Genomic DNA, 26,917 nt, shown 5'->3' with positions numbered 1-26,917 from the left:
AAATGTGTCGCTTGTGGGCCAATCTGTCGTAAATCTGCTAGTGACGCGGGGCGCAGTAGGGGACAAAACTGTATGACCTGTCAGTGTATCCCCACCCGTCTTGATCGCCGTGCGACCGGCTGTGATCTGGTCGCGACGCGCCGGTAACCGCCCTTCGGGGCCGTTCTGCCTGCCTGCTTTCAGACGACAACGGAATACCTCATGACAACCGCTCTGCGCCTCGCCATCGATATTGGCGGCACTTTTACCGACACGGCCCTCGTCTCGGGTGATGAGACGATACTTGCCTCCACCAAAACCCTGACCACCCACCAGAACCCGGCAGAAGGCGCACTGGAAGGCGCGCGGAGCGTCATGGCGCAGACTGGCCGGTCGCTGAAGGATGTCACCGGATTTATTCACGGAACAACTTTGGCGACCAACGCGCTGATCGAACGGCGCGGGGCGGTCGTGACCACGGTTTGCACCGAAGGGTTCCGCGATATTCTCGATATCGGGTACGAACGTCGGTATTCCCAATACGACATCAATCTTGAAAAGCCGGACATGCTGGTGCCGCGCGAACGCTCGTTGACCATACGCGAACGCATGTCGGCAGAAGGCGAGGTGCTGATTGAACTGGATGAAGCGCAAGTAGACCGGTTGCTGGCCGAGATTGACGCCAGCGGGGCCGAGGCGGTGGCCATCTGCCTGATGCACTCCTACGCCAACCCGACCCACGAACGGCGTTTGCGCGATCTTCTGGCGCGACACCGCCCCGGTTTGACCGTCTCGATCTCGTCCGATGTCAGCCCCGAAGCGCGTGAGTTTGACCGGCTCTGCACCACTGTGGCCAACGCCTATATTCAGCCGCTGATGGATAGCTATCTGACCCGGTTTGTGGATCAGTTCACGGCCGAGGGCGTAACCTGTCCGATCCTGATGATGACGGCAGGCGGTGGTATGTGCACGATCGACACCGCCACGCGTTTCCCCATTCGTCTGGTAGAATCCGGCCCTGCCGGTGGGGCCATTCTGGCCGCCCGCATCGCCGCGCGTGCCGGGTTGGATCAGGTCCTGTCCTTTGACGTCGGTGGCACCACGGCCAAGCTCTGCCTGATCGACAAGGCGCGCCCTCAGACATCCCGCTCTTTCGAAATCGCCCGCGCGGCACGGTTCATCAAGGGGTCGGGAATGCCGGTGCGCATTCCGGTGATCGAGATGATTGAAATCGGTGCTGGCGGCGGTTCGATCGCGGGTGTTGACCGTCTCGGGCGTCTGACGGTCGGGCCGAAATCGGCAGGCTCGGAACCCGGACCGGTCGCCTTCATGCGCGGCGGCATCGATCCGACCGTGACCGACAGTGACATCACTCTGGGCTATATCGTGCCCGACACCTTTGCCGAGGGGCATATCCAGCTGGACCCTGCTGGCGCCAAGGCCGCCCTGAGACGTGTGATCGGGGAAAAACTGGGGCTGGATGCGACAGGTGCGGCAGATGGGGTCAGCCGCATCGTTGTCGAAAGCATGGCCAGCGCCGGGCGGATGCACGCGGTCGAAGGCGGCAAAGACCTTGGCCCGCGTACCATGATTGCCTTTGGTGGCAACGGGCCGCTGCATGCCACCCGCGTCGCCCGGTCCGCCGGTGTTTCGCATATCGTGATCCCGCCCAATCCCGGCGTCGGTTCGGCGGTTGGGTTCCTGTTTGCCCCGGTGTCCTTCGAAATCGTCCGCTCGCGCTATTCCCTGCTCGACAGCATGGACATGGACGGGGTGAACGCCCTGTTCGATACGATGATTGCCGAAGCAAAAGAGGTCGTCGCCCAAGGGGCAGGGGATGCACCCACCGAAACCCTGCGCACCGCCTTCATGCGCTATAGCGGGCAAGGGCATGAGATCGAGATTACCTTGCCGGATCGCGCCCTGACGCGCCAGGATATCGCCCCGCTGACAGCCGCATTCGAAAGGGAATACCGCAAACAATTCTCACGCCCTGTTCCGGGGATGAAGATCGAGATCCTCAACTGGGCCGTTCGCGTTGCCACCCCGGACAAAGCGGTGCCCACGGTGTCAGAAACGCCGGGCAAAACCGCATTTCAGGTCACGCAGACACGCCCCATCACCTGTGATCTGGATGGCACGGTAAAACAGGCCGCCTTTCTCGCCCGCGCCGATATGCGCCCCGGTGACCATGTGGCAGGCCCCGCGCTGATCCATGAACCGCAAACAACCACGCTCGTTTCCGCCGATTTCTCGGCCCAGATGGATGCAATCGGCAACCTTGTCCTGATACAGGACCAGAAAGGAGGCGCATGATGACCGCTGATCTGTCCCCCGCCCGCCTGCAAGTGATGTGGAACCGCATGCTGGCTGTGGTCGAAGAACAGGGCCAGACCCTGATCCGCGCGGCTTTCTCGCCCATCGTGCGCGAATGCGGCGACATTTCCGCGGGGATATTCGACGTGAATGGCCGGATGCTGGCGCAGGCCGTGACCGGAACACCGGGCCATATCAACACCATGGCCGAGGCCGTGCTGCACCTGCGCGCCCGTTTCGCGGTGCAGGACATGCGCCCCGGCGACATCTACATGACGAACGACCCATGGCTGGCCTCGGGGCATCTGAACGACTTCCTGCTGATGATGCCCGCGTTCAAGGATGGCAGGGTGGTGGGCTTTACCTCCTGCACCTCGCATCTGGTGGATCTGGGCGGTCTGGGTATGGGGCCTGAAGGCTCGGACATCTATGACGAAGGCCTGCTGATCCCGCCTTGCAAACTGGTCGAGGCCGGAACGCCCAATGCGCTGCTGATGGATATCATCCGCGCCAACTCGCGCGAGCCTGTGGCGAATGAGGGCGACATCTACGCCCTGATCGCCTGTTGCGAGGCCGGGGTGAACCGCCTTGTTGCGATGATGGACGAGTTCGGGATCGATGATCTGGACAGGCTTGGAACCTATATCATCGACACCTCGCGTAAAGGTGCGTTGCAGGCCATCGCCGAGGTGCCCGAGGGCGTTTACAGAAACGTGCTGCGCATGGACGGCTATGAGGCCGAGCTGGAGCTGCACGCAACGCTCACTGTGACCAAAGAAGGGATGCATGTCGATTTCACGGGCACGTCAGGGTGTTCGAAGAAGGGCATCAACGTGCCTTTGAACTATGCGACCGCCTATACGGTCTTTGCCCTGCGTTGCATCGTCGGGCCGGATATCCCGAACAACGCGGGCTCGCTGGAACCTTTCACGGTGGACGGCCCCAAAGGTTGCATCCTGAACGCCCAGCATCCGGTGCCTGTGGCCATGCGGCATACGCTGGGGCAGGTTACACCGGATCTGGTTTTGGGCTGCCTGCATCAGGCGCTGCCCGATCAGGTGCCCGCCGAAGGGGCCTCGTGCATGTTCGATCTGCCAATGCGCCACGCGCCCGAAGTGGCGGCGAATGGCGGGCGTGAATTTGCTATCGAACCCGTTCACAACGGCGGCACCGGGGCGCGACCCCATGCGGATGGCCTGTCTGCGACAGCCTACCCTTCGGGGGTGTACGGCTCGCAGGTCGAAATAACCGAAAGTGTCGCACCGGTGATCATGTGGCGACGCGAATTGTTGCCCGACTCGGGCGGCGCAGGCCAGTTCAGGGGCGGATTGGGTCAGCGGATCGAGATGACGTCCGCCAACGATGCCCCCTTCATCGTCTTTCTGTCGGTCGAACGTCTGAAATTCCCCGCTCTGGGCCGCATGGGCGGCCTGCCCGGCGCGCCGGGACGTATCCGGTTCCGCGATGGCGGCGGCGACATTGCGGGCAAGGGCGAGCTACGCGTGGAAAGCGGCGATTACCTGATCTTCGACACGCCCGGTGGCGGCGGCTTTGGCGATCCGGCCGCGCGCGACCCAGAGGCGCTGGCGCTGGACCTCAGGCGCGGTCTGGTCACGGAAGAAGGGGCCAAAGCCTATGGGAGTGCCTCATGATCCGCGCGGTTGATCACATTCGTGCCATGGCGGCCTATGCGCTGGCCGATCTGGGCGGGCCGGACACTGTATCTCTAGCCCAGAATGAAAGCGCTTTCCCGGTCAGCCCTGCCGCAATTGCGGCGGGGAAGGTGGCATTGCACCGGATGCCGCTTTATCCCGATCCCGACTGGTCGGACCTACGCGCCGCCATCGCTCAGGTGCACGGGGTGCCAGCCGACAACATCCTGTGCGGTGCCGGATCGATGGAGTTGATCGGCTGCCTTATCCGCGCCTATTCAGGGCCGGGCGACCATGTATTGGGCACGGATTACGGCTATGCGTATGTGGCATCAGCGACGGCGCAGGTGCGGGCAGACTATGTGAAGGCCCGCGAGGTTGATCTGACCGTCTCGGTCGACGACATTCTGGCGGCTGTCACGCCTGAAACCCGGATCGTCTTTGTCTGCAACCCCGGCAACCCGACCGGCACCCTGATCCCGAATGCCGAGATCATCCGCCTGCGCGGCACCCTGCCCGGGAACGTGCTGCTGGTGGTCGATCAGGCCTATGCCGAATTCGCTGATCGCGATCACGACCCGGCTGAAATCTTTGCCCTTATCACACGTGGGGATACCGTGGTCATACGCACCTTCTCAAAGGCTTACGGTCTGGCGGGCGCGCGCGTGGGTTGGGGTCTGTTCCCGTCAGAGGTCGCGATTGAGCTGCGAAAGCTGCTCAACCCCAACAACGTATCGACCCTCTCTCAGGCCATGGCAACGGCAGCGATGCAGGATCAGCCCCACATGCGCGACACGGTTGCCAGAACCGCCGCCATCCGGGATCGCTTTGCCGACGGGTGCCGGGCGCTGGGATTATCTGTTCCGCACAGCCACACCAATTTTGTCCTGATCCGATTTGCCGATGCCGCCACCGCGCAAAAAGCGGATGCCGCGTTGCGCAAAGCGGGTTTGCTCATGCGCGGAATGGGCGGCTATTGCCTCGCGGATTGCCTGCGCGCCACGATCTGTGACACGGCAGTGATGGAGCGCTGCCTGACTGTTTTGAAAGAGGTGACGTCATGACCTTTGAAACCCGGACACGGGCCAAAATCGGGGTGCTGGTGCCCTTTACCAACACCAATCTCGAAGCTGACATGATGCTGATGCGCTGCCCGGACACGACGGTGCATTTTCAGCGAATGGGTGGCTATGACGTGGATGAGATCCCCGGCTCGGATCAGATGGCGGGTCTGGGGGCCTCGGATATCAGCCATGACCTCAAGATGATCTCGGGCGTTCGGCCCGATGTGGTGCTCTATGGCTGTACCTCGGCCACGCTGACCCATGGCCCGTCCTTTGATCACCAGCTGGCGCAGGACATCAGGGCTGCGTCGGGCGCCGTGTGTATTACCGCCGCAGGGGCGCTGGTTGGTGCGATCCATGCGCTCGGCGTGTCCAGCGTCGGTTTTTCTTCACCCTATCTGGGCGAGATCAACACGCAGGCCATGGATTTTCTGACGCAAAACCAGATCACAACGGTGAAATGCGCCGATATCGGCCGCGAGCTGGGCAATTACGGGCAGGGAGAACTGACCCCGGACGAGGTTTTCGACCTTGCCATGCAGGCCGACCACCCAAAGGCCGAGGCCATCATACTCAGCTGCACCGACATGCGCGCGGTCGAGGCCATAGACCGGATCGAAGCGGCCCTTGATAAACCTGTTGTGACGTCCAATCAGGCCATGATGTTTGCCCTAATGCGGGCGCTTGACCTGCCAAGGCACAGAAATGTTCCGGGGCGGTTGTTTGATCTGCTATAGCCGCGGATCAGGCAAAAGCATGGAACCCACGTCGGATGGCTGCCTGCTTCAAAGGCAGGTTCGCCCCGACACATGGGGCGGGTATTCTGGCCTACTCAACACGCCGTGTCGCAGACGTGACTGTATTTACGTCGCAAAAGAACAAGATACCGCGCCCTCGACGCCATAGTCGGAATAAGGGCCGCTCGGGAATGAAGCACATGTTGAACCATCCGCACGGTTACGGGAGATTTGGCCAGCCCTGCGGGGAAACCATCTTAGGCTTGTCTGAAACATCATACGTTCACAAAACACAAAGGTGCCTCTTTTCATGAGTCAAATTTCGGAAAACCTGCTGAACCAGATTCGCAACCGTTTTGCCCAGATCGATCACTGCCCCGAACAGGGCGAGCGGATATTTTTCGAAAACGCCGGTGGGGCTTTGACACTGAAATCCGTGCTGGACAGCTCGGCGCGTCACGCCGCAATCCCGGACAATCAGGGGCGTGACAATCCGGGGTCTCATGCTCTGGTTTCCACGATCAACGCGGCCAAGGCCGATATGCGGGATTTCATGAATGCACCCGGTGGTCAGTTCTTTGTGGGTGAAAGCGGCACAGAACTTCTGTTCCGGCTGATCATGAACGCTTGTCTCGGAACCGGTCCGGGGATTGTGCTGGGGTCGACACTGGAACACCCCGCCACACGGTCAGCCTGTGATCGCTGGGCTCGCATCGCCGGGCAGACCCATGTGCTGGTGCCCCATGATGACGACACCGGCACCGTGACAGCCGGGGCCTATGCCGCAGCTGTTACACCCGACACCAAAGTGGCGACAATCCTGCACACCTCACCCGTGACGGGCATGGGCGTTGATGTGGCCGCAGTTTCACAAGCGATCCGCGCCGTGGCGCCTGACTGTTTCATAATTGTCGATGGCATCCAGCACGCCGCCCATGGCCGGATCGATCTCAGCGCGTATGACGTCGACGGCTACGTGATCTCGCCCTACAAGGTGTTTTCGCGCCATGGCTACGGCGTGGCGTGGATTTCCGACCGGCTGACGCGGCTTGAACACAATGCCCTTTTGGACGGCCCGGCAGATAACTGGGAAATGGGCACGCGCGACACCGGGGCTTATGCGACCATGTCCGACGTTGTGTCTTATTTCGAATGGCTTGGCAGTCAGGTCAGCGACGCCACCGACCGGCGTGCCAGATTTCTGGCAGCGGGTGACGCCATTCACGCGCAGGAAAAGGCACTGACCGACGCGATGATCCACGGCACCGGCAACCTGAGCGGTCTGGCCGAGATGGAGAAGGTCACCATTCTGGGCGGTGCCGACAACCCCGCACGCGAAGGGCTGGTGTCGCTGCGCGTACAGGGCGTGGCCTCGGCGGATGTCGTCAAACGGCTGAACGATGAAGGTATTCGCACCCATTTGCGCAAGGCCGACCACTATTCTGGCAACATATTGACGCCGCTGGGTTATGACGCCTGCGTCCGGGTCTCGATGTGCCACTACAACTCAATCGGCGAAGTCGCCAAATTTCTGGCTGTCATGAAAGAAATCGCCGCCTGAGCTGCGGCGGACCAAGGGACAAGCACTCATGAAAACCCATGCACAAGCTGTCGTGATCGGAGGGGGCCTTGCCGGCTGTTCGATCCTGTACCATCTGGCCAAACTTGGCTGGACCGACGTTGTCCTGCTGGAACGGAACGAGTTGACCTCCGGTTCGACCTGGCACGCAGCGGCGAATATTCACGGGCTGCACGATAACAACAACATCACCCGCATCCAGCACTATACGATGAATCTGTATAAACAGCTGGAACAGGAAACCGGCCAAAGCTGCGGCGTATTCCAGCCCGGCTCGCTCTATCTGGCCCAGACCGAAGAGCGTGAGCAACAGTTGCGCCTGCAAGAGGCCAAGGCCCGGTTCTATGGTCTGAACTTCTACGAAGTCAGCCGTGAAGAAGCCAAGGAACTGCATCCGCTGGCGCAGTTCGATGACATCCGCTGCATCATGTACGAACCCGATGGCGGCAATGTCGACCCGTCGGGCGTGCCGCACGCCTATGCCGCCGGGGCCCGCGCCATAGGGGCCGCCATCGAACGGTTCTGCCCGGTGACGGGGACCGAACAACAGCCCGACGGCAGCTGGGTCGTGCGCACGCCCAAAGGCGATATTCACACCCAGTGGGTTGTCAACGCCGCCGGTCTCTGGGGGCGCGAGGTGGCGGCGCTGGCGGGTCTGACCCTGCCGCTGCAACCGACCGAGCATCAGTATTTCGTGACCGAAAGCATCGACGAGGTCGCCAGCCTGGGGCGCCGTCTGCCCTCGATCGCTGACCGCGACGGCGAATACTACTTCCGGCAAGAAGGCAACGGCCTGCTGATCGGGGCTTATGAGAAAGACATGAAATTCTGGGCCGAAGACGGCACGCCGCTGGATTTTGCCCATGATCTGTTCCCCGACGATCTGGACCGGATCATGGAAAACGTGATCCGCGCCACCGAACGCGTGCCGGTCGCGGCCACAGCCGGGGTGAAACGCGTGATCAACGGGCCGATGATCTGGTCGCCTGACGCCAACATGCTCTGGGGGCCGGTGCCTGAGCTGAAGAACTATTTCCTCTGCGGTGGTTTGATCCCCGGTTTCTCGCAATCCGGTGGGTTGGGTCTGCTGGCGGCGCAATGGATGATCGAGGGCGAGCCGCAATATGACATGTTCGCCTGGGATCTGGCCCGCTTTGGCGACTGGGCCGACAAGAAATTCACCAAGGCCCGCGTTCAGGATGCCTACACCCACCGCTTCAAGATCCATTTCCCTAACGAAGAACGCAGTGCAGGCCGCCCGGCCCGTGTGCGCCCCGCCTATGAGATGCAGAAGCAGATGGGCTGCGTCTTTGGCCTCAATTGCGGCTGGGAACATCCGCTCTGGTTCGCCGATGAACCCGAGGTGGAAGAGACCACCGGCTTTACCCGCCAGAACTGGTGGAAGCCCGTAGGCCGTGAGGTGCAGATGCTGCGCGACAGCGTGGGCGTGATCGATATTTCGAACTTCGCCAATTACGTGATCAAGGGCCCCGATGCCCATGACTGGCTGGACCGTCTGGTGGCCAATCGGGTGCCCACCGAAGTGGGGCGCAGCTGCCTGACGCCGCTGATCTCGGTTCGCGGTGGCGTGGCGGGCGATTTCACCATCACCAAGCTGGCCGAGGATGAATACATGATGATCGGGTCGGGCATGGCCGAACGCTATCATCAGCGCTTCTTCAACATGGTCGATATGCCCAAGGGCACAACTCTTGAGGTCGCCACCGACCGCATCGCGGGGTTCAACATCGCAGGCCCCAGGTCACGCGAAGCGCTGGCACGCCTGACCAATGCCGATCTGTCGAACGAGGCGTTCCGCTTCATGCGGTCGCAGAAAATCACGGTCGCCGGCGTCGAATGCGTGGCCATCCGGGTCAGCTTTACCGGCGATCTGGGCTGGGAACTGCACTGCGCCGAGGGGGATCAGGTGGCGCTCTACACCGCCCTGCTTGAGGCCGCCAAAGACTGTGGTGGCGGTCCGGTGGGCGGGCGCGCGCTGGGGGCGCTGCGGATCGAAAAGGGCTATGGCTCGTGGGGTCGAGAGTATTCTCAGGAATACTGGCCGCAAGAGGTCGGGCTGGCCGGCCTGATCAAGCTGGACAAGGATTTCCTGCACAAAGACGCCTATCTGTCCATCAAGGACAACCCCGCGCGCGAGGTGCTGTCCGTCTTCGAACTGGATGTGACCGAAGATGCCGACGCAACCGGGGGTGAGCCGATCTTTACCCCCGACGGCGCGCCCGTGGGTCGTGTCACGTCGGGGGCGTTCGGCTATTCGGTCGGGAAATCGCTGGCGCTGGGGTTCCGCAACCCAAACAGGGCACAGCCGGGCGATGAGGTGGTCATTCAGGTCATCGGCAAACCGCACAAGGCGCGCGTACTGGCCGAGGCACCGTTTGACCCGACAGGCGCCAGACTGCGGTGCTGACGCTCATAACCCGTCTACAGGCAGGCAAGGCCAATAAGACGCTCCAAAAGATGTCTCGTCTCGGCACTTCAGGCGACTTCATCTTTTTCCAAATACTCCCGCCGGAGGCGCCCGAACTCACCCACCAGCGCATTGCGGGCGCCATTGCTGCGCCACCGGGTCACAAATGCGCAGGCAGTCCACCGCGCGTGCAGCGATCTGGGACACGATATCCATCAGGGTGTCGGGCTTCAGATAAAACGCAGGAACCGGGGGCAGGATGATGGCCCCCATTTCTGCCGCCGCCGTCATGTTGCGCAAATGGGCCAGGGTCAGCGGCGCTTCGCGTGTCAGTAAAACCAACGGCCTGCGTTCCTTGAGCTGAACACTGGCGGCGCGCGTCAGCAGGTTATCGTCCAGCCCATGCGCAATCGCGGCAAGTGTTCGCATGGAACAGGGCGCAACGATCATGCCGGATACCGGAACCGACCCGGACGCAATGCTGGCACCGATATCGGCGCTCGGGTGATGCCGCGTCACCAGTTGCCGCAGGTTTTGCAAAGCGTCCGGGCCGCATTCCTGCGCAAGTGTCCGCATCCCGGCTACGCTGACCACAAGATCGGCCTCGATATCCGATGACGCCAGGCACCGGGCCACGGCAAGGCTCAACGCCGCGCCTGACGCACCGGATACCCCCAAAACAACACGGGCGTTTGTCATGCTCTCAGCTCCGGCATCAATCGGTTTACAAGGTCTTCCGCAAACGCGTGATCTCCATGCGCGGTGTGCATCACAGTCCCCCATTCCCGCAGCGTTTCACTGCCCAGTTTCGTCGTGGCGTCGATGCCGATTTTTCCGGCCAGACCGGGTTCGGGTGATGCAAAATCCAGATAATCCATAGGTGTCCTGTCCAGCACCATCACGTCCCGGCCCGGGTCCATGCGAGTGGCAAGCGCCCAAGCAATATCCTCCCAGTTTCGGGGATCGATATCGGCATCGACCGCGATGATCATTTTCGTATAGCTGAATTGCGGCAGCATTCCCCACAGGGCCATCATCACGCGCCGGGCCTGCCCCGGATACCGTTTGTCGATGGCAACGATTGCCATGCGATAGGAACAGGCGGCGGGCGGCAGCCAAAGATCGTGGATTTCGGGGATCTGCGCGCGGATGGTCGGCAGAGCCAGGCGGTTGAACACCTCGCCAATGATTGACGGTTCGTCCGGTGGCCGCCCGGTATAGGTCGAAAGATACAGCGGCGCGTCCCGATGGGTGACAGCGCTGACCTGCATCACCGGAAAGGGTTCAGCCGGGTTGTAATAGCCGGTGTGATCCCCAAAAGGCCCCTCGGGGGCGGTCTCGCTTGGTGAAACCCAACCTTCCAGAACAATCTCGGCGTCAGCAGGGACCAACATGGGGATGGTTCTGGCCGGGGTCAGATGTGGGCGCTTCTGGTTCAGGGCACCGGCAAATGTCAGCTCGGATACCGTTTCTGGCAAGGGCAAGGCCGCCGATAACAAAGTCGCGGGGTTTGCGCCCAGCACAATGGCGACGGGCATCTTTTCGGCGCACCTCGCCCAGCTCCTGTGATGCGCCGCGCCGCCGCGATGAGGCAGCCAGCGCATGATGACACGGTTCCGGTCCAGCACCTGAACACGGTAAACCCCCGCGTTATAGCCTTGCGCCGCGTTTGCATCGCTGCCGTAGGGCCGGGTAAGAACCACGGGCCACGTGATCAGCGGCCCCGCATCGCCGGGCCAGTGGGTCTGGATTGGCAGCGCGGTCAGGTCCACATCCGCTCCGCTGTGGCAGAGGCTTTGCACCGGGGCGGTTCTGACCAGTTTCGGTCGGGTCGACAGGGCCGCCTTCAGCATCGGCCATCTGGCCAGCGCGTCCCGCACTCCGTCCGGCGGCGTCGGGGACCGCAGCGCGGCCAGAAAGGCCCCCAGATCGTCAAGCCCGGCGGGTGTGACACCCAGCCCGGCAGCAACCCGTTCCGCCGTTCCGAACAGGTTGACGACGACGGGGGTATCGGACCGATCAGTGGACACGTCTGTCGGGTGGTCAAATTGCAGAACCGGGCCGCCCGCCTCAAGCACGGCGCGGTGAACAGCGGTCATCTGATGGCGTACGGAAACCGGATCAGGGATGCGCCTGAACTGTCCGGTGTCCTCGCACCATTTCAGAAAATGCCGAAGGCTGGGATATTGCGGCAGGGTGCGAATGGGACTGCTCCGAAGGTGGTTTCCACCCTCTAGCAACGAAAGCGAGGGGTCGAATTGACAACCGTCAAGTCACCCCAGCCGCGATCGCCCTAGGAAGGCATCCAAGGTCATAATGTTGAGACAGCAGGAGGTCTCATTGCCGGTTCCTCAGAATACGATACCGCGCTGCCCGGCGGCTTTGGCGGCCATGCTTCGGATAGTGCCGCTTGGCCCCTTGTCGCTGTCGCTGACGGTCTTCACGCGCCGGGTCGCAAAGAAAAACCCGGAAATGTTTCAACGGCTTGGCGCATACGGAAGATCAGTTTTCGTTCTTGATCCGACGGATTTGCCTGTCGTCCTGCTGCTTGATCCGAATGGCGGTGCCCCAAAGGTGGCACTGACCCGGCGCAGCGGGACAGGGGTTGCGCGTATTTCCGGCCCTCTGGCGGCCCTTCTTGGGCTGGTTCACGGTGCATTTGACGGCGATGCACTGTTCTTCTCACGTGATCTGGTGATCGAGGGCGATACGGCCGCGACACTGGCCCTGCGCAATGCGATCGACGACGCGGAACTGGACCTCGCGCACGAGGCCGCAGCCCTCTCCGGCCCGCTTGCGCGCCCGCTGAAGCAGCTGATCGCGTTGGTGGAACGTCGAACCGGCCTGTACCTGACTCGACCGGAAGATGCTGTACTATGGTGATGGAAATCGTCTGCCCGGCAGGAACGCCCGCCACCTTGCGCGCAGCCGTCAAGGCCGGGGCGCATACAGTCTATTGCGGCTTCAATGACGAAACCAACGCGCGCAACTTTCCGGGCCTGAACTTCGACCGGGCCGAAATGCGCGCGGGTGTTGCCTTTGCCCATGACCACGGGGCCAAGGTACTGGTTGCGATCAACACGTTTCCCCGCGCCGGCAGCGAAGCAATCTGGCATCGCGCGGTGGCCGACGCGGAAACCTGCGGCGCGGATGCCGTGATCCTCGCCGATATCGGGCTGCTGGATTATGCCGCGCGCAACCATCCGGGGCTGCGCAGGCACCTGTCCGTGCAGGCCGCGGCGGCGAATGCCGATGTGATCAACTTCTATGCCGAAACCTTCGGCGTCAAACGTGTGGTCCTGCCGCGCGTGCTGTCGGTTCCCGAAATCGCCGCCATCAACGCCGAAACAGAAGTCGAGACTGAGGTATTTGTGTTCGGCGGGCTCTGCGTGATGGCCGAAGGTCGCTGTTCACTGTCCTCTTACGCCACCGGGCTGTCTCCGAACATGAACGGCGTCTGTTCGCCCGCCAGCCATGTCGAATACCAGAACGATCAGGGCGCGTTGAACACGCGCCTGGGCGGTTACCTGATCCACCGGGTCGAACGAAATCAGCCTGCACCCTATCCGACATTGTGCAAAGGGTGCTTTTCCGCAGGTGAAAAGACGGGCCATTTGTTCGAAGACCCCGTCAGCCTGAATGCGGAACGGCTGATCCCGCAATTGCAGAAGGCCGGTGTCACCGCGCTGAAAATCGAAGGGCGCCAGCGCTCGAAATCCTACGTTGCGCAGGTGGTTCGGAACTTCCGTGCCGCTGTCGACGCGCTTGAGGCCGGGCGCCCTCTGCCCGAGGGGATGCTGGCCCGTTTGTCCGAAGGGCAGGCCATGACAACCGGCGCATACAAAAAAACCTGGAGATAGCGCGATGGAACTGACCGTTGGCCCCAACCAGTTTTTCTGGCCCGCCGATAGCTGGACATCCTTTTACGAGGATTTGGCCCAAACCCCCGTCGACCGCATCGTGCTGGGCGAGCTGGTTTGTTCCAAGCGCCTGCCGTTTTATCAGGACCGGATTCCCGACGCGATTGCCCGGCTGGTTGAGGCAGGCAAACAGGTTGCGCTGACCAGTCTTGCACTGGTGACGCTCAAGCGTGAACGCAAGCTGACCGCCGATCTGGCGGATCTGGGGGTCACGGTCGAGATCAACGATCTGACTGCGCTGGCGCATCTGCCCGAAAACACCGATTTCGATGTCGGACCGCTGATCAATGTCTATAACGAAGGCACATTGGCATGGCTGGCGTCACGTGGGGCGCGTCGCATATGCCTGCCGCCGGAACTGCCAATCGCCTCGGTCAGGGTTCTGGCACAAGCCGCCGCCAGTTTGGGTGTCGCGGTCGAGGTTTGGGGCCACGGTCGCCTGCCGCTGGCCATCTCCGGCCGGTGTTACCACGCGCGCCTGCATGGGCGCAGCAAGGATAATTGCCAGTTTGCCTGCGAAAACGATCCCGACGGGCTGGAAGTGCTGACCGGCGATGGACAGCCGTTCATGGCCATGAACGGTGTGCAGACCCTGTCAGACAGCTATGCCTGCACGGATCATCAGATCGAGTTGCTGCAAAGTGCTGGCGTCGCGGCCCTGCGCCTGTCGCCGCAATCTCAGGGGTTCCCAAGGCTCTGCGCGCTCTACCGACAGCGGCTGGATGGGCAACTTGACCGGGGCGATCTGGAACATGCGCTGCGCGCCGCCGATCCCGGTATAAGGCTAAGCGACGGGTTCCTGACCGGCGCATCCGGCGCTGAATGGTCGGGTTCGGCATGCGCGCCCACCGAAGCAGCACGCTGATCATTCTGGAAAAGACCGGCATCCGATAGCGAATTTTCAGCACGACCTGAGCGGGCGATCCGGAAAATCTATGGATCGTCCTGCACAGTCAGGTGGTCACAGGCAGGCGTTGCCGCACCAGTTCGGCCCACAGGTTTGCTCCCAATGGCAGCAGCGCGTCGTTGAAATCATAGTCATTCGCGTGCAGGGGGCGGCCATTCGACCCCTCGGTTCCATTGCCGATCAGCAGAAAACACCCCGGAACCGCTGCCGCAAATTCCGCGAAATCCTCGGAAAACGACATGGCGGTCCGGTCGCCGTCAACCTCCAAACCCAGCGTTTTTGCTGCTGAAACCACATGGGTTGCGGCGTCGGCATCGTTGATTGCCTCGATGAATTCGGTCTGGAACTCCACCGTCACCGCGACACCGTGGCTTTCCGCCACGCCTGCTGCAATCTGCCGCATGTGATGTTCAATCCGCGCGCGGTCGTCGGGGGACATCGCCCGTGCGTCCCCTTTCAACACCGTTCGGCTTGGCAGGACGTTGCGCTGCCCATCGGTGATGAACTCGGTCACGGAAACGACCGCGCCAAACGCCGGGGCAAGCTTACGCGAAACGATGGTTTGCAAGGCCAGAACAAGCTCTGCTGCGGGCGTAAGTGTCTCGCGCCCGACATGGGGCATCGAGGCATGGCCGCCCTGACCAGTGATTGTGATCTCGAATAGGCTTTCGCTGCAACAAACAACACCGGCGCGGGTTGAAACCCGCCCAACGGGTTCGCCCGGCAGATTGTGCGCGCCATAGACTTCGTCAATCGGAAAATCCCGCAGGACGCCTTCATCAATCATCGCCCGCGCACCCAGCCCGTGCTCCTCATTGGGCTGGAACAGGAAGACAACGGTGCCGTCAAAGCCCTGATCCCTGGCCAAAAGCTCGGCCGCGCCCAGCAGCATGGTCGTATGGCCGTCATGGCCGCAGGCGTGCATCACGCCCGGATTCTGAGACTTGTAGGCAAAGTTGTTGGCCTCGGTAATGGGCAGGGCGTCGAAATCCGCGCGCAGACCGATGGACCGGTTGCCATGGCCCGCTCGCAGAACACCAACAACGCCGACACCCTCATGCACTTCGATGCCAAGGCTTCTCAGGTGATCGGCGATCCGGGCCTTGGTCCAGTCCTCCTGAAAGCCAAGCTCGGGGTTGCGGTGAAACTCATGCCGCAGGGCGCGCAGGTTCTCAAAAAAACTCGTCAAGGCAACTCTCCTTCGTCCTGCTTTCTTTCGTCATTGCTACAGGGTTTTGCAATCCCGCTCAAAGATAGGTTCCGATTGATGCACGTTGCCCCCGGATGAGAGCCCTGAACAATTTCGATCCCGCGAGGGGAACACCAGCCCACGCATCACAAGACGGCAGGTCTGTAAACCATTCTGCGCCTACATCCCGTTGCGGGGGATGACAAAAGACTGTTCTTCCTCAAAGATCAGGTCGTCACCCGACCACGCCTTTAGGCGAGCGGTCAGGTGAAATTCGGTCGCAGTCGCCCTTTGTTCGGAACAGGTCCAGATCTTGGCGGACCACCCCTCGCGGTCGAAACCGGCGGTTTGCTCCATTGTGGCTACTGCCGACAACGGATCATCCGGCTGGATGGTATAGCGTCGATCCGACATATCGCTCAGCACCGTGCCGATATCGTCGAGGCGAATATCGCCCACCGGCCCAAAGACACCCCCGTCAAGGAAATACCTGTGTGTCACCTCGCCATTGGTCAGATCGGTGTGGACCGAACGCTCCATCGAACCGGAGCGAACGTTCGTCTTCCGCGGGGCGACGTCGGGACCCCGAGGTTCGGGCAAGGGGCGTGGGGCTGGCGCGTCATCATGCTGGCTGCGCACGGGCAGGATCAGCCGCGATGTGCCGGGTTGGATCGTCAGCGTAACCGGCTCGGGCGCTGGCCACAGGACCGGCCAATAGGCGGACGCGATTTGCAGAACGATGCGATGACCCGCCAACACCCGATAACCGGTTCCATAAAGCGGGACAGTCACGTGCATGTCTTCGCCGGGTGTGATCGGTGTCGGTTCAGTGTCGCTGATCCGGTGGGTCAGATTGCAGAACCCGCGTGCAATCAATGTCTGCGCGTCATCCGGGGCCTCATCCACCAGCAAGGCCGCAACAAAACCCTGCGCCCGATCGGCAGAAACTGTCAGGTCTACCGAGGGCTGGCCCAGAATATCGATCGGCTCTCCAAGTGGCTCTGCTTTGAATTGCAGCGCCCCTGCGGCTTCGATCCGGCAATCTGCCGCCATATCTCCGGGTATTGCAAAGGAACACATGTCGCCCGCTGCGGCCCCGAAATTCTGCGGCGAACAAACCGACATCTCCCCGCCGGACCCGGCGGAGGCGTCCAGCGTTCCGTCATTTAGCCACAAGGGCTGGTCCTTGACATGTGGCGATGGCCAGCTTGGCTCCTCGATCCACTGCCCGTCGCGGTGCACATGTGTTCCGGACGGGGCGGCACTGTCCTGCAGGAAAAACCGCAAGGGCGGCTCGTCCATCAGGCCCGTGTCGATCCCCTTCAGCCAATGGTCCCAGAACCGGATCACCTCGCCGACGAAATCGACCCGGGGCCCCGGCACCCCTTCTTGCGGGTACAGATGCGCCCAGGGGCCCATCAGGATCTTGACCGGCCCGCTCAGGTGTTCTGCGATGCGGAAAGGAGTGTCGCGATACAGGTCCATCCATCCGCCAAAGAAATACACCGGCACATCGACATCCGCGTAGTTTTCGCAGATCGAACCGCGCCGCCATATGTCGTCATGGGTCTGATGTTCCAGCCACATGGCGGGCCAGAATTCAGCCCCCTCCAACCGTGCGCGCCACATGTCGATCCAGCGATCTTTGCCCACAATCTCGGGGTCGGGCGGCATGGCATTGTACAGCTGCATGATCGAGCCCCACCAGAAATTGTCATTGGCCAGACAGCCGCCGTAAAAGTGAATATCCTCGCGCCAGCGGTCATCCGTTCCCATCACCGGCGCAATCGCCTTCAGCGCAGGCGGGCGGGTAGCGGCCACCTGAAAGGCGTTATACGCCCCCCAGCTTTTGCCGAACATTCCGACATTTCCGTCGCACCAGTTCTGATCGGCAATCCACTGGATGATGTCGTGCCCATCCTGAATCTCCTGATGCGAATACTCGTCTTCGGGAATCCCGTCGCTGTCGCCATAGCCGCGGATGTCCACCCGGATCGACGCATAGCCTGCAGCGGCGAAATGCGGATGCATGCTTTCATCCCGCATCCGGGTGCGATCCCGGCGGCGATAGGGGATGTATTCCAGAACACAGGGAACGGGCGTTGCTCGGGCCGAGCCGGGCAGCCAAAGCCGTGCCGCAAGTTTAGCGCCGTCCGGCATGGGAATCCAAACGGTTTCGATGACCTCTGTATTGCTCATGTCCGGTCCTTTGACTGACTGTCAGGTGAAAAGTTGTTTGTGGCGTGCTTGGCCGGGGGGTGTTTCAATGGCCTCACCATCGAATCCCCAAGCGCAGCGCATCATAAATGGCGGCATGCGTGTTGCGCGATGAAACGGCATCGCCGATCCGGTACAGATCAAACCCCGCCTCTGGGACAGATTGCGGAAACACGGGGCCGGACCTGCCGACCAGCGCTTCATAATCCACGGCGCCCAAGTTTCGCGACAGCGGTTTCAGATCGAAGTACAGATCATCCAGCGGCAAAACACCCTGATTGACAACCACCTGATCATACAGGCGCTTTTCTATCAGGTCCGAGTAATCCGTACCAATGGCTGCCTCCAGCTGATTGCCTGATCGCACCAATGATTTCAGCGTCCGGGCGACTGTGAACACGGCACCGGTCTTTTGCAGGGCGCGCATGTAGGGCACCAGGTTCATCCCCATGATTTCGGGGGCAAAACTGCGGTCGCGGGTCATGATTTCTACCCGCCCCCCCGCTTGCGCGATAGCCTCAGCCGCCATCAGGGCCGGGTGATCCCCTGCATCGTCATAGATAAGGACATTGTCGCCGGGGCGCACATCACCGGTCAGGATATCCCAGGCAGTAACCGCCAGATCGTTACCCGCCTCCAGAACCGTCACCTCGGGCAATCCGCCGGTTGCGATCACCACCATGTCCGGCGCAAGCGCAGTTACAGCATCGGCGTCCGCAAAGGTGTTGAAACAAAATGTCACGTCGCGTGCGGCGCATTGGGCCATGCGCCAGTCGATGATCCCGATCATCTCGGCCCGGCGCGGGGACTGCGCGGTCAGCCGCACCTGACCGCCGGGTGCGGGGGCGGCCTCAATAACGGTGACGTCATGCCCGCGCTCGGCCGCGACCCGCGCCGCCTCAAGCCCGCCGGGGCCTGCGCCCACAATCACCGCGCGGCGGCGCGTTTCAGCGGCGGGGATCAGATGCGGCATCGACAATTCGCGCCCGGTGGCCGGGTTGTGGACACACAGCGCCTCACCCGCCTGATAAATGCGGTCAAGACAGTAAGTGGCACCGACACAGGGCCGGATGTCCTCTTCCCGTCCAGCCCGGATTTTGGCAACGATCATCGGATCTGCCATATGCGCGCGGGTCATGCCGACCATGTCCAGCAGGCCCGAGGCCACCGCATGCCGCGCCGTCGCCACATCGGGAATGCGCGCGGCGTGAAAGGTCGGCATCCCAACCTCGGCCCGAACCCGCCCGGCAAAATCCAGATGGGGTGCGCTTTTCATGCCCTGAACCGGGATCACGTCCGTCATGGCCGGGTCGGTATGAATACGCCCGCGAATGATGTTCAGGAAATCGACCTGACCGCTGTCGCGCAGCCTTCGGGCAATCTCCAGCCCTTCCGCTTCGGTTATGCCGCCCTTTTCCACCTCATCGGCGGTGTAACGGACCCCTATGATGAAATCGCTCCCGACGCGGTCGCGGATTGCGTCCAGAACCATGAAACCAAAGCGCATCCGGTTGTCCAGATTGCCCCCAAAGGGCGCCTCCATCCGATTGGTCATCGGCGACCAGAACTGATCGATCAGATGACCGTAGGCCTGCAATTCAATTCCATCCAGCCCGGCGGCCTGCATCCGTTCGGCGGCATCGGCGTAATCGGTCACGATCCGCGCGATGTCGAAATCTTCCATCTTCTTGGCAAAGGCCCGGTGCGCTGGTTCCCGGTCGTGCGACGGCGACAGGGACGGCAGCCAGTCACCCTTGTTCCAGCCCGTGCGCCGCCCCAAATGGGTCAGCTGGATCATCACCGCACAGCCATGGGCATGGCAGGCATCCGTCAGCTCCGCCATCCAGCGGACCACCTCGTCCTTGTATGCCAGGATATTGTTGAACGCAGGCGGGCTGTCGCGGCTGACAACGGCCGACCCCGCCGTCATGGTCATCGCAACCCCCGCTTTGGCCCGCACCTCGTGATAGGCACGATAGCGTTCCGTCGGCATCCCACCTTCGGGATAGGCGGGTTCATGACTGGTTGTCATGATCCGGTTTTTCAGCGTCAGGTGCTTTAGCTGATAAGGTTGCAGCAAGGCATCGCGGCTCATGATTGCGCCTCGTGATCAGTTTGATTGCGCAAGGCGGCAACAGGGTCGGATGACATGCAGCTCTCCGGTTATCTGGGGGCAAGAGGTGATGGTCTTCGCCGATTGAAATCAAACTGGAATTGCCAAGTCAAATTTGTTTTCAATCAGACGTTTTCGACCAATTTTCCCCGTGCCTTTCGCCCTAGTGGACACGACAAGCGCGGCCGTGCGCCCCCGGCTGGCGCATGTCTTCGGTTAATAAACGGGGTGCCCTCGCGCAAACAGGCGACGAGGCCGGGCTCAGGGCACTTCGGAATGGACGCTCAGCAGGGTTTCCAGAAACAGTTTGGCCGCGCGTGTCGGATCCGGCTGTTTCCGCGTCACCGCCGCAAAGCGCGTTCTGTATTTGATTTCCTGCGGCATCACCTGCCTCATAAGCCCCTTATCAACAAATTCCTGCGCCAGATGGTCCGGAAGAAAGCCCAGATAGCTGCCCGACAGAATAAGTATTGCAAGGGCTTGTTCGTTCTGCACTTTGGCGGCGCGCCGAAACCCCAGTTGCTGGCCGTAGATCAGGTTGGGCGAGTTCACGTTCAGACCCGCATAGTTGAACGCCTGAATGTCCCGCAAGCTCAGCGTGTCAGCGGACTGGCTGAACAACGGATTGGCCTGCCCGCAATACAGAAACATGTTTTCCCCATAAAGCGGCGCATAATGCAGGCTTGCCGAGGGGCGGTGCAGGGCGATGATCCCGACATCCAGCTGCCCGCTGATAACCATGGTCTCAATGACGTTAGGCGGTTCAATCGACAACTCGATCTGGATGGCAGGGGCGGCTTCGTTGAAGCTGTGAATGGCGCGCGCAAGGCGCGCTTCGGGGTTCGTGGTGCATTGATCGAACAGCGCCACGCGGATACTTCCTGCCAGTTGCTGCTTGATCTCGTTGACTTCGGTTCTGAACTGCGAAACCGAAATCAGCAGGTCTTCTGTCGCGGCCAGCACTTTCTCGCCGTCTTCAGTCAGGGAAAAACCCGCCGGGCCACGGTTGCACAGCTTCAGATCCAGCCGAAGTTCCAGATCCGATATGTGTTTCGAGATTGTTGATTTCCCGATGTTGAGCTCAATTTCTGCTGCCGAAAACCCTCCGCTTTCCGCAACGGTTTTGAAAACCCGAAGAAGGCGAATGTCCGTGTCCCCGATGCGGGTGGCCAGTGGGTTCTGTCTCATATTATAAGTTCGACATTTGTGAAACCTTTCGCGCAAATATTAACAACGACGAAACCATGTTGGCAAGATAGCCTCTTGTGGCCGAGGCAGAATCGGACTGGCCACCTTCTCCCCAGGCCATCGCGCACCTCGAAACACGACAAATGGGAGGACATCCATGTCATTTATCAAAAAGCTTGGCACCATCAGCGCCGCCGTTTCCGTTGCTGCACTGATGGTTGCAGGCACGGCTGATGCGAAGAACTTCAAGATCGCGGTGGGCGATAGCGCAGGAAGCGCACAGGAAGCTCTGGGCATCGCCTTCGTCAAGGCGCTGGAAGAGAAATCGGGCGGTGCCCACACCGCCACGCTGTTCCTGAACGGTCAGCTGGGGTCCGAACAGGACACCGTGAACGAGGCGGCGATCGGCACGCTGGATATGTCGCTGCTGGCGATCAATAACATCACGCCGTTCTCGCCCTCGGTCGGTGTTTTCACGCTGCCTTACGTGATCCTCAGCCTGGAAGATGCCGAAAAGCTGACTCAGGGCCCAATCGGTCAGGAACTGGTCGAAAACACCATCCGTGATGCCGGCGTGCGCATCATCGGCTGGACCTATACCGGTTTCCGTCGCTTGACCAACTCGAAAAAGCCGGTCAAATCGGTTGCCGACCTTCAGGATCTGGTCATCCGCGTTCCCAAGAACGAGATCATGATCGAAACCTACAAGGCATGGGGCATCAACCCGACGCCAATGGCCTGGTCGGAAACCTTCACTGGTCTGCAAACCAAGGTGGTTGACGGGCAGGACAACCCTTACCTGACCATCAACGCGATGAAGTTCTACGAGGTTCAGGACCACGTCACCAACCTGCGTTACATCTTCTCGATCGAACCGCTGATCGTTTCAGAAGCGGTCTTCCAGGACCTGTCCGCAGAAGATCAGGCAATTATCCTTGAAGCGGGACAGGAAGCCACCCTGGCTTCCGCACAGTTCCTGCGGGATTCCGAAGCCGCCATCAAGGAAGAGCTGACCGCCAAAGGTATGGAGATCATTGATCCCGAAAACGACGAAGCCGAGTTCATCGAACTGGCGACAGGTGCCGTATGGCCCCAGTTCTACGACTCCATCGGTGGCGTCGAAAAACTGAACACCGTTCTGGAAGCCATTGGCCGCGAGCCGGTGCAGCAATAATCGCCGCAGAGCGATACCGAGAAGAGCGCCACGGCGCTCTTCTCATCTCAGGGAGGAGTGAAACCACATGTTCTGGAAATTTCTGGACAACATAGAAAGTGTCATCTGCCGGATACTCTTATCCGGCTTTGTCTGCCTTTTATTCGTGCAGATCATCGCGCGCGAAGTCTTCGGCTTTTCGGTCAGCTGGATCGAAGAACTCTCGGTCTACATGTTCGTATGGTTCGTCTATTTCGGCGCAAGTTACGCCGCCTTGAAAGGGGCGCATAACCGCGTGACATTCCAGTTCAAGTTCCTGCCTGAGGGGGCGATCAAGTACATCGAAGCCTTCGCCGATCTCTTCTGGCTCTTCTTCAATGTCTACTTCCTCTATCTGGCGACAGATTTTGTCTTCAACAAGATGAACAAGTTCTGGAAATCCCAGACCCTGGGTGTCGAGATGAAGTATATCTACATGGTGCTGCCCATCGCGTTTGCGCTGATGACCGTCCGCATCATTCAGGTGAATTACCTCCGCCTTGTCAAAGGCGAGGACATTCACGATCCCGATCAGATCGACCTCGACGAAATCAAAGCTGCGACCGAAGCAGCAAAGAAATCCTAAGGGCAGGGGGTTAAATCATGGAATCCGAAATCGTCACGGTCCTGTTTGGATCATTTCTGTTCTTGCTGCTCATTGGCGCGCCGATCACGGTGGCGCTGGGTGTCGCGTCGCTGATCTCGTTTCTCTATCTGGGCGATAACCCGATCAAATTCGTGCAGATCGCCTTTACATCCGTGGGCTCGTTCCCGCTGATGGCGCTGCCAGCCTTTATCCTCGCCGGGGCCTTGATGGAGGCTGCCGGTATCTCAAAACGCCTGATCAACGTTGCCGAAAGTCTGGCCGGTCCTTTCACCGGTGGTATTTCGGCCGCAACGGTCATGGCCTGTCTGTTCTTTGGTGCAATTTCGGGCTCGGGCCCGGCAACAACCGCGGCTGTTGGGATGCTGATGATCCCGGCAATGATCGACCGCGGCTATGAGCGCGGCTATGCCTCGGCGATCACTGCGTCCTCTGGCGGCCTCGGGATTATCATTCCTCCCTCCATCCCGATGGTGATCTTCGGCATTGCCGCGCTCGGTATGGCCCCGCCACCCGAAGCGGTCGAGAAATTCGGCACCTTCCAGTCGGTTTCGATTTCGAAACTGTTCATTGCCGGGTTTGTACCCGCCTTCCTGATCGCCACCAGCCTTCTGATCCTGAACTACTTCATGTCGAAAAAGCGCGGCTACAAAGGCGTCGCCGAAGGCTGGTCGATCCGCCATGTGGGCTGCGAAATGTATCGCGGGTTCTGGTCTTTGATGGCGCCGCTGGTGATCCTGGGCGGTATCTATACCGGCTTCTTCACCCCGACCGAGGCTGCAATCGTCGCGATCTTCTATACCCTGTTCGTGGGGGTAGTCATCTATCGCGAACTGACCTGGCAGTCGCTGTTCCAGTCGCTTGAAGCCACCACATGGCTGACCGGTCGCGTCCTGCTGATCCTGTTCACCGCTACGGTGTTCGGACGTCTTTTGGTGGAAAACCAGATCCCGGCGATCATCGCAGATTCGATGCTCAGCTTCACCGACAACCTCTATGTAATCTGGGCGCTGATCATCTTCTTCCTACTGTTCGTCGGCATGTTCATGGAAACACTGGCCACCATCCTGATCCTTGTTCCGGTAATGCTGCCGGTAGCGTATTCGGTTGGTATCGATCCGATCCACTTTGGCGTGGTGATGGTCTGTACGCTGGGCATCGGGTTCCAGACCCCGCCGCTGGGCGAGAACCTGTTCATCGCATCGGGTATCTCGAACATCTCGATCGAACAGATCTCGTTGCGCGCGCTGCCTTTTGCGGCGGCAAACACGGTGGCGATCTTCATTATCGCCTTCTTCCCTGAACTGTCGCTGTGGCTTCCACGGCTGTTTGGCTACTGATCTGAAAGGATGACGACATGAAACAGATGGTCTCCAACATCCTGTTTGCCACCGACCTGTCCGAAAACTCGGGTCACGCCATGCGCCATGCCGCAAGCATCGCGCAGGCCACCGGGGCGGAGATTCACGTGTTGCACGTGAATGAACCCTTGTCGGACGACGCCAAGATCACGATGGAAATCTTCATTATGAACGAAGAGACCCGCAAGACCGCCATTGAGCGTCGTCACGAGATGGTGCGCAAGGTTCTGGCCGAGCGGCAAGCCAAGTTCTGGGCGCAGTTCGACGGCGACGACGGGAAAATTCGCGATCAGGTCACCTCGGTCGAGGTGACTGACGGCCATCCGGCAGAAGTGATCCTGCGCCGCTCGGTCGAACTGGGTTGCGACCTGATCGTATTGGGAGCGCATGATCACGGCTTTTCGCACACCTTCCTGGGCACGGTCGCAAAACGCGTTTTGCGGCGCTCCAGGATCCCGACACTGATCGTTCCGAACCCGGACGAAATGTAACAACCCCACTGACAAGGAAGTACAAAATGAACAAAACCCTGACCACGCAGGACCTGGCGGACACGTTCGACGCGTTCAACCGCCACGACATCGACGGCGTGATGACCCACTTCGCCGACGACTGCGTGTTCTACACCGTGGCCGGTGACGAGAAATACGGCAACAAGGTTGAAGGTGCCGAAGCCATCGCCGCCGCGTTTTCGGGCGTCTGGGCAGGCATGAAAGACGCCCATTGGGATCATCACAGCCACTTTGTCCACGGTGATCGTGCCGTATCCGAGTGGACCTTCTCGGGAACCGACGCAAACGGAATGCGGATCGAAGCCGAAGGTGCGGATCTGTTCACCGTTCGTGACGGTAAAATCATTGTAAAACAGGCGCTTCGCAAAGCTCGCCCGATGTTCAAAGCCTGATCCGCCGCCCTGCGCGCAGCCTCGGAGAAAAACAAGAATGGTGGATAACAGCATCCCGCGTCACTGGCCCAAGGCCAGTTATGACCCCAAATATGACCCGATCATTGATGCGGGTCCGGGTCACAATCGCGACCACGCGCCCACGTATTGGATTGGAACGGCCGGAACACCTCCGGCCGATGATGGACCTGTGTCCAGCGATATGGATGCAGATGTGGTGGTGATCGGATCGGGGTATACCGGCCTGTCCACCGCCATCCATCTTGCCAAGGAACACGGCATTCAAGCCGTTGTTTTAGAAGCAAATACCGTCTCATGGGGCTGCTCCACCCGCAATGGCGGGCAGGCCCAGATTTCATCCGGGCGGCTCAAGCGGTCGCAATGGATCGAACGGTGGGGAACGGACGTGGCCAAGCGCATGCATGCCGAGGTCACTGAAGCGTTTCAGCTGTTCAACGATCTGATTGCGTCCGACGATATCGATTGCGACCCCCAGCCGGGTGGCCACTACTACATCGCGCATCGCGACAAGGTCATGCCGTCCCTCAAGAAAGAGAGCAAGCTGCTCAACGATGTGTTCGGCTATGGTTCGCGCATCCTCTCCCGGGAAGAACTGCATGAAAAACACGTGCGCGATATGGAAGCCGCAGGCGCCATGTGGGAACCTGACGGGACCTGTATCCATGCGGGTAAACTGGCGTTCGGTTATGTCAACATGGCGCGTCGTCTGGGGGTGAAAATTCACACCGGCAGCCCGGTCATGGGATGGCAGACGAAGAACGGCGTGCATCACCTGCGCACACCGGGCGGCATCGTCCGCGCCAAAACGGTGGCCTTGGCAACCGCGGGCTATACCCCGCCGGGTCTGAACACGCGCACAAAGCACCGCTTGATGCCTATCCTGTCCAACTCGATGGTGACACGGCCGCTGACCCAGGCCGAGCTGGATGAGTGTGGCATTCAGACCAAATCGCCCCTGACGGACACGCGCACCCTGCGCCATTATTATCGTTTATTGCCTGACAACCGGATGCAGATCGGCAGCCGCAGCGCGGTAACAGGACGAGACGCCGAGAACGAAAAACATTTGGAGCTTCTGAAAAAGGGCCTCGCCCGAAAGTTTCCGGCGCTGACGGATATCAACCTCGATTACTCGTGGTGGGGCTGGGTCGATGTCAGCCACGATATGATGCCGCGTATCTTTCAACCGGACCCGGAACAGCGCGTGTTCTACGCGATGGGATATGGTGGCAACGGCGTGATGTACTCGGCTCAGGCCGGGCGTCGTATGGCACAGCTGATCGCGGGCAAGAAAGACAAGGCCTTTGCCCTGCCGATCTTCACGTCCCCGCTGCCGAGTCACGGCATCCTGACACCCTTCCGCCGTCTGGGTCAGCGCATGGCGTATGTCGGCTATTACCTCAGAGACGAAATACTGTAATTTACCAACGCTTTAGCGTTCTGAAGATAAGGAAACACCCCTATGAAGATGACGACGGAAGAGGCCTTTGTTAAGGTTTTGCAGATGCATGGAATTGAGCATGCGTTTGGGATCATTGGCTCGGCG

Annotated in this window: 21 protein-coding genes; 15 read left to right on the top strand and 6 right to left on the bottom strand. The window is 60.5% G+C overall.

Annotation, left to right across the window (positions count from 1 at the left end):
* Positions 1-201 precede the first annotated feature (201 nt).
* The 6 genes from ACR0NZ_RS19005 to ACR0NZ_RS18980 all read left to right on the top strand — a co-directional run bounded on the left by ACR0NZ_RS19005 (position 202) and on the right by ACR0NZ_RS18980 (position 9,755).
* Positions 202-2,295: a hydantoinase/oxoprolinase family protein gene (locus ACR0NZ_RS19005; RefSeq protein WP_480521084.1), complete on the top strand. Its 2,094-nt coding sequence runs from the start codon at positions 202-204 to the stop codon at positions 2,293-2,295.
* A complete protein-coding gene (locus ACR0NZ_RS19000; RefSeq protein WP_480521082.1) occupies positions 2,295-3,947 on the top strand; it encodes a hydantoinase B/oxoprolinase family protein in 1,653 nt (550 codons plus the stop codon). The genes ACR0NZ_RS19005 and ACR0NZ_RS19000 overlap by 1 nt, the downstream gene beginning before the upstream one ends.
* Entirely contained in the window at positions 3,944-5,011 is a 1,068-nt protein-coding gene (locus ACR0NZ_RS18995) for a pyridoxal phosphate-dependent aminotransferase (protein WP_480521080.1), read from the top strand. The genes ACR0NZ_RS19000 and ACR0NZ_RS18995 overlap by 4 nt, the downstream gene beginning before the upstream one ends.
* Positions 5,008-5,748, top strand: a complete 741-nt coding sequence (locus ACR0NZ_RS18990; protein WP_480521078.1) for a maleate cis-trans isomerase family protein — start codon at positions 5,008-5,010, stop codon at positions 5,746-5,748. Before ACR0NZ_RS18995 ends, ACR0NZ_RS18990 begins: the two co-directional genes overlap by 4 nt.
* Before the next feature lie 310 nt (positions 5,749-6,058).
* The gene (locus tag ACR0NZ_RS18985) at positions 6,059-7,309 is read left to right on the top strand and encodes an aminotransferase class V-fold PLP-dependent enzyme (RefSeq protein WP_480521076.1); all 1,251 of its coding nucleotides are present in this window, start codon (positions 6,059-6,061) and stop codon (positions 7,307-7,309) included.
* 28 nt (positions 7,310-7,337) lie between these two features.
* Positions 7,338-9,755 (top strand): GcvT family protein, encoded by a 2,418-nt coding sequence (locus ACR0NZ_RS18980; protein ID WP_480521074.1) that lies wholly within the window; start codon positions 7,338-7,340, stop codon positions 9,753-9,755.
* A gap of 117 nt (positions 9,756-9,872) precedes the next feature.
* On the opposite strand, the gene ACR0NZ_RS18975 is transcribed toward ACR0NZ_RS18980, so the two are convergent.
* The gene (locus ACR0NZ_RS18975; protein WP_480521072.1) at positions 9,873-10,454 is read right to left on the bottom strand and encodes a UbiX family flavin prenyltransferase; all 582 of its coding nucleotides are present in this window, start codon (positions 10,452-10,454) and stop codon (positions 9,873-9,875) included.
* Positions 10,451-11,959: a UbiD family decarboxylase gene (locus ACR0NZ_RS18970; RefSeq protein ID WP_480521106.1), complete on the bottom strand. Its 1,509-nt coding sequence runs from the start codon at positions 11,957-11,959 to the stop codon at positions 10,451-10,453. Before ACR0NZ_RS18970 ends, ACR0NZ_RS18975 begins: the two co-directional genes overlap by 4 nt.
* 112 nt (positions 11,960-12,071) lie before the next feature.
* Here ACR0NZ_RS18970 and ubiT point away from each other — a divergent pair, with 112 nt between their 5' ends.
* Genes ubiT through ubiV form a run of 3 tightly spaced genes read left to right on the top strand, consistent with a single transcriptional unit; the run spans position 12,072 to position 14,540 of the window.
* Entirely contained in the window at positions 12,072-12,638 is a 567-nt protein-coding gene (gene ubiT / locus ACR0NZ_RS18965; RefSeq protein WP_480521070.1) for a ubiquinone anaerobic biosynthesis accessory factor UbiT, read from the top strand.
* Positions 12,638-13,615, top strand: a complete 978-nt coding sequence (gene ubiU / locus ACR0NZ_RS18960) for a ubiquinone anaerobic biosynthesis protein UbiU (protein WP_480521104.1) — start codon at positions 12,638-12,640, stop codon at positions 13,613-13,615. Before ubiT ends, ubiU begins: the two co-directional genes overlap by 1 nt.
* 4 nt (positions 13,616-13,619) lie before the next feature.
* On the top strand, positions 13,620-14,540 hold the full coding sequence (gene ubiV / locus ACR0NZ_RS18955) for a ubiquinone anaerobic biosynthesis protein UbiV (RefSeq protein WP_480521068.1): 921 nt from the start codon (positions 13,620-13,622) through the stop codon (positions 14,538-14,540).
* 88 nt (positions 14,541-14,628) lie between these two features.
* Here the strand turns inward: ubiV and ACR0NZ_RS18950 are convergent, their stop codons facing one another.
* The 4 genes from ACR0NZ_RS18950 to ACR0NZ_RS18935 form a co-directional block, all read right to left on the bottom strand.
* Complete coding sequence (locus ACR0NZ_RS18950; RefSeq protein WP_480521066.1) at positions 14,629-15,771, bottom strand: amidohydrolase; 1,143 nt, start codon at positions 15,769-15,771, stop codon at positions 14,629-14,631.
* 180 nt (positions 15,772-15,951) lie between these two features.
* Positions 15,952-17,970, bottom strand: coding sequence for a CocE/NonD family hydrolase (locus ACR0NZ_RS18945; RefSeq protein WP_480521064.1), 2,019 nt, complete (start codon positions 17,968-17,970; stop codon positions 15,952-15,954).
* Positions 17,971-18,043: 73 nt separating this feature from the next.
* Complete coding sequence (locus ACR0NZ_RS18940) at positions 18,044-20,083, bottom strand: oxidoreductase (RefSeq protein ID WP_480521062.1); 2,040 nt, start codon at positions 20,081-20,083, stop codon at positions 18,044-18,046.
* 279 nt (positions 20,084-20,362) lie between these two features.
* Entirely contained in the window at positions 20,363-21,289 is a 927-nt protein-coding gene (locus ACR0NZ_RS18935; RefSeq protein ID WP_480496059.1) for a LysR family transcriptional regulator, read from the bottom strand.
* Between the two features lie 157 nt (positions 21,290-21,446).
* On the opposite strand from ACR0NZ_RS18935, the gene ACR0NZ_RS18930 reads away from it, so the two are divergent.
* The 6 genes from ACR0NZ_RS18930 (at position 21,447) to ACR0NZ_RS18905 (ending at position 26,791) form a co-directional block, all read left to right on the top strand.
* On the top strand, positions 21,447-22,463 hold the full coding sequence (locus tag ACR0NZ_RS18930) for a TRAP transporter substrate-binding protein (protein ID WP_480496057.1): 1,017 nt from the start codon (positions 21,447-21,449) through the stop codon (positions 22,461-22,463).
* A gap of 67 nt (positions 22,464-22,530) precedes the next feature.
* A complete protein-coding gene (locus tag ACR0NZ_RS18925) occupies positions 22,531-23,067 on the top strand; it encodes a TRAP transporter small permease (RefSeq protein WP_480496055.1) in 537 nt (178 codons plus the stop codon).
* A gap of 17 nt (positions 23,068-23,084) precedes the next feature.
* Complete coding sequence (locus ACR0NZ_RS18920) at positions 23,085-24,425, top strand: TRAP transporter large permease (protein WP_480496053.1); 1,341 nt, start codon at positions 23,085-23,087, stop codon at positions 24,423-24,425.
* Between the two features lie 17 nt (positions 24,426-24,442).
* Positions 24,443-24,937: a universal stress protein gene (locus tag ACR0NZ_RS18915; protein WP_480496051.1), complete on the top strand. Its 495-nt coding sequence runs from the start codon at positions 24,443-24,445 to the stop codon at positions 24,935-24,937.
* A 26-nt stretch (positions 24,938-24,963) separates the two neighbouring features.
* Positions 24,964-25,350 carry a nuclear transport factor 2 family protein gene (locus ACR0NZ_RS18910; protein ID WP_480521060.1) on the top strand — a complete coding sequence of 129 codons (387 nt, stop codon included), beginning with the start codon at positions 24,964-24,966 and terminating at the stop codon, positions 25,348-25,350.
* A gap of 37 nt (positions 25,351-25,387) precedes the next feature.
* On the top strand, positions 25,388-26,791 hold the full coding sequence (locus ACR0NZ_RS18905; RefSeq protein WP_480521058.1) for an NAD(P)/FAD-dependent oxidoreductase: 1,404 nt from the start codon (positions 25,388-25,390) through the stop codon (positions 26,789-26,791).
* Positions 26,792-26,917: the final 126 nt, after the last annotated feature.

The organism is Ruegeria sp. AE3, from assembly GCF_056542225.1.
Note: the sequence above shows the minus strand (reverse complement) of the source record. Positions and strands in the feature narration are given on the sequence as shown.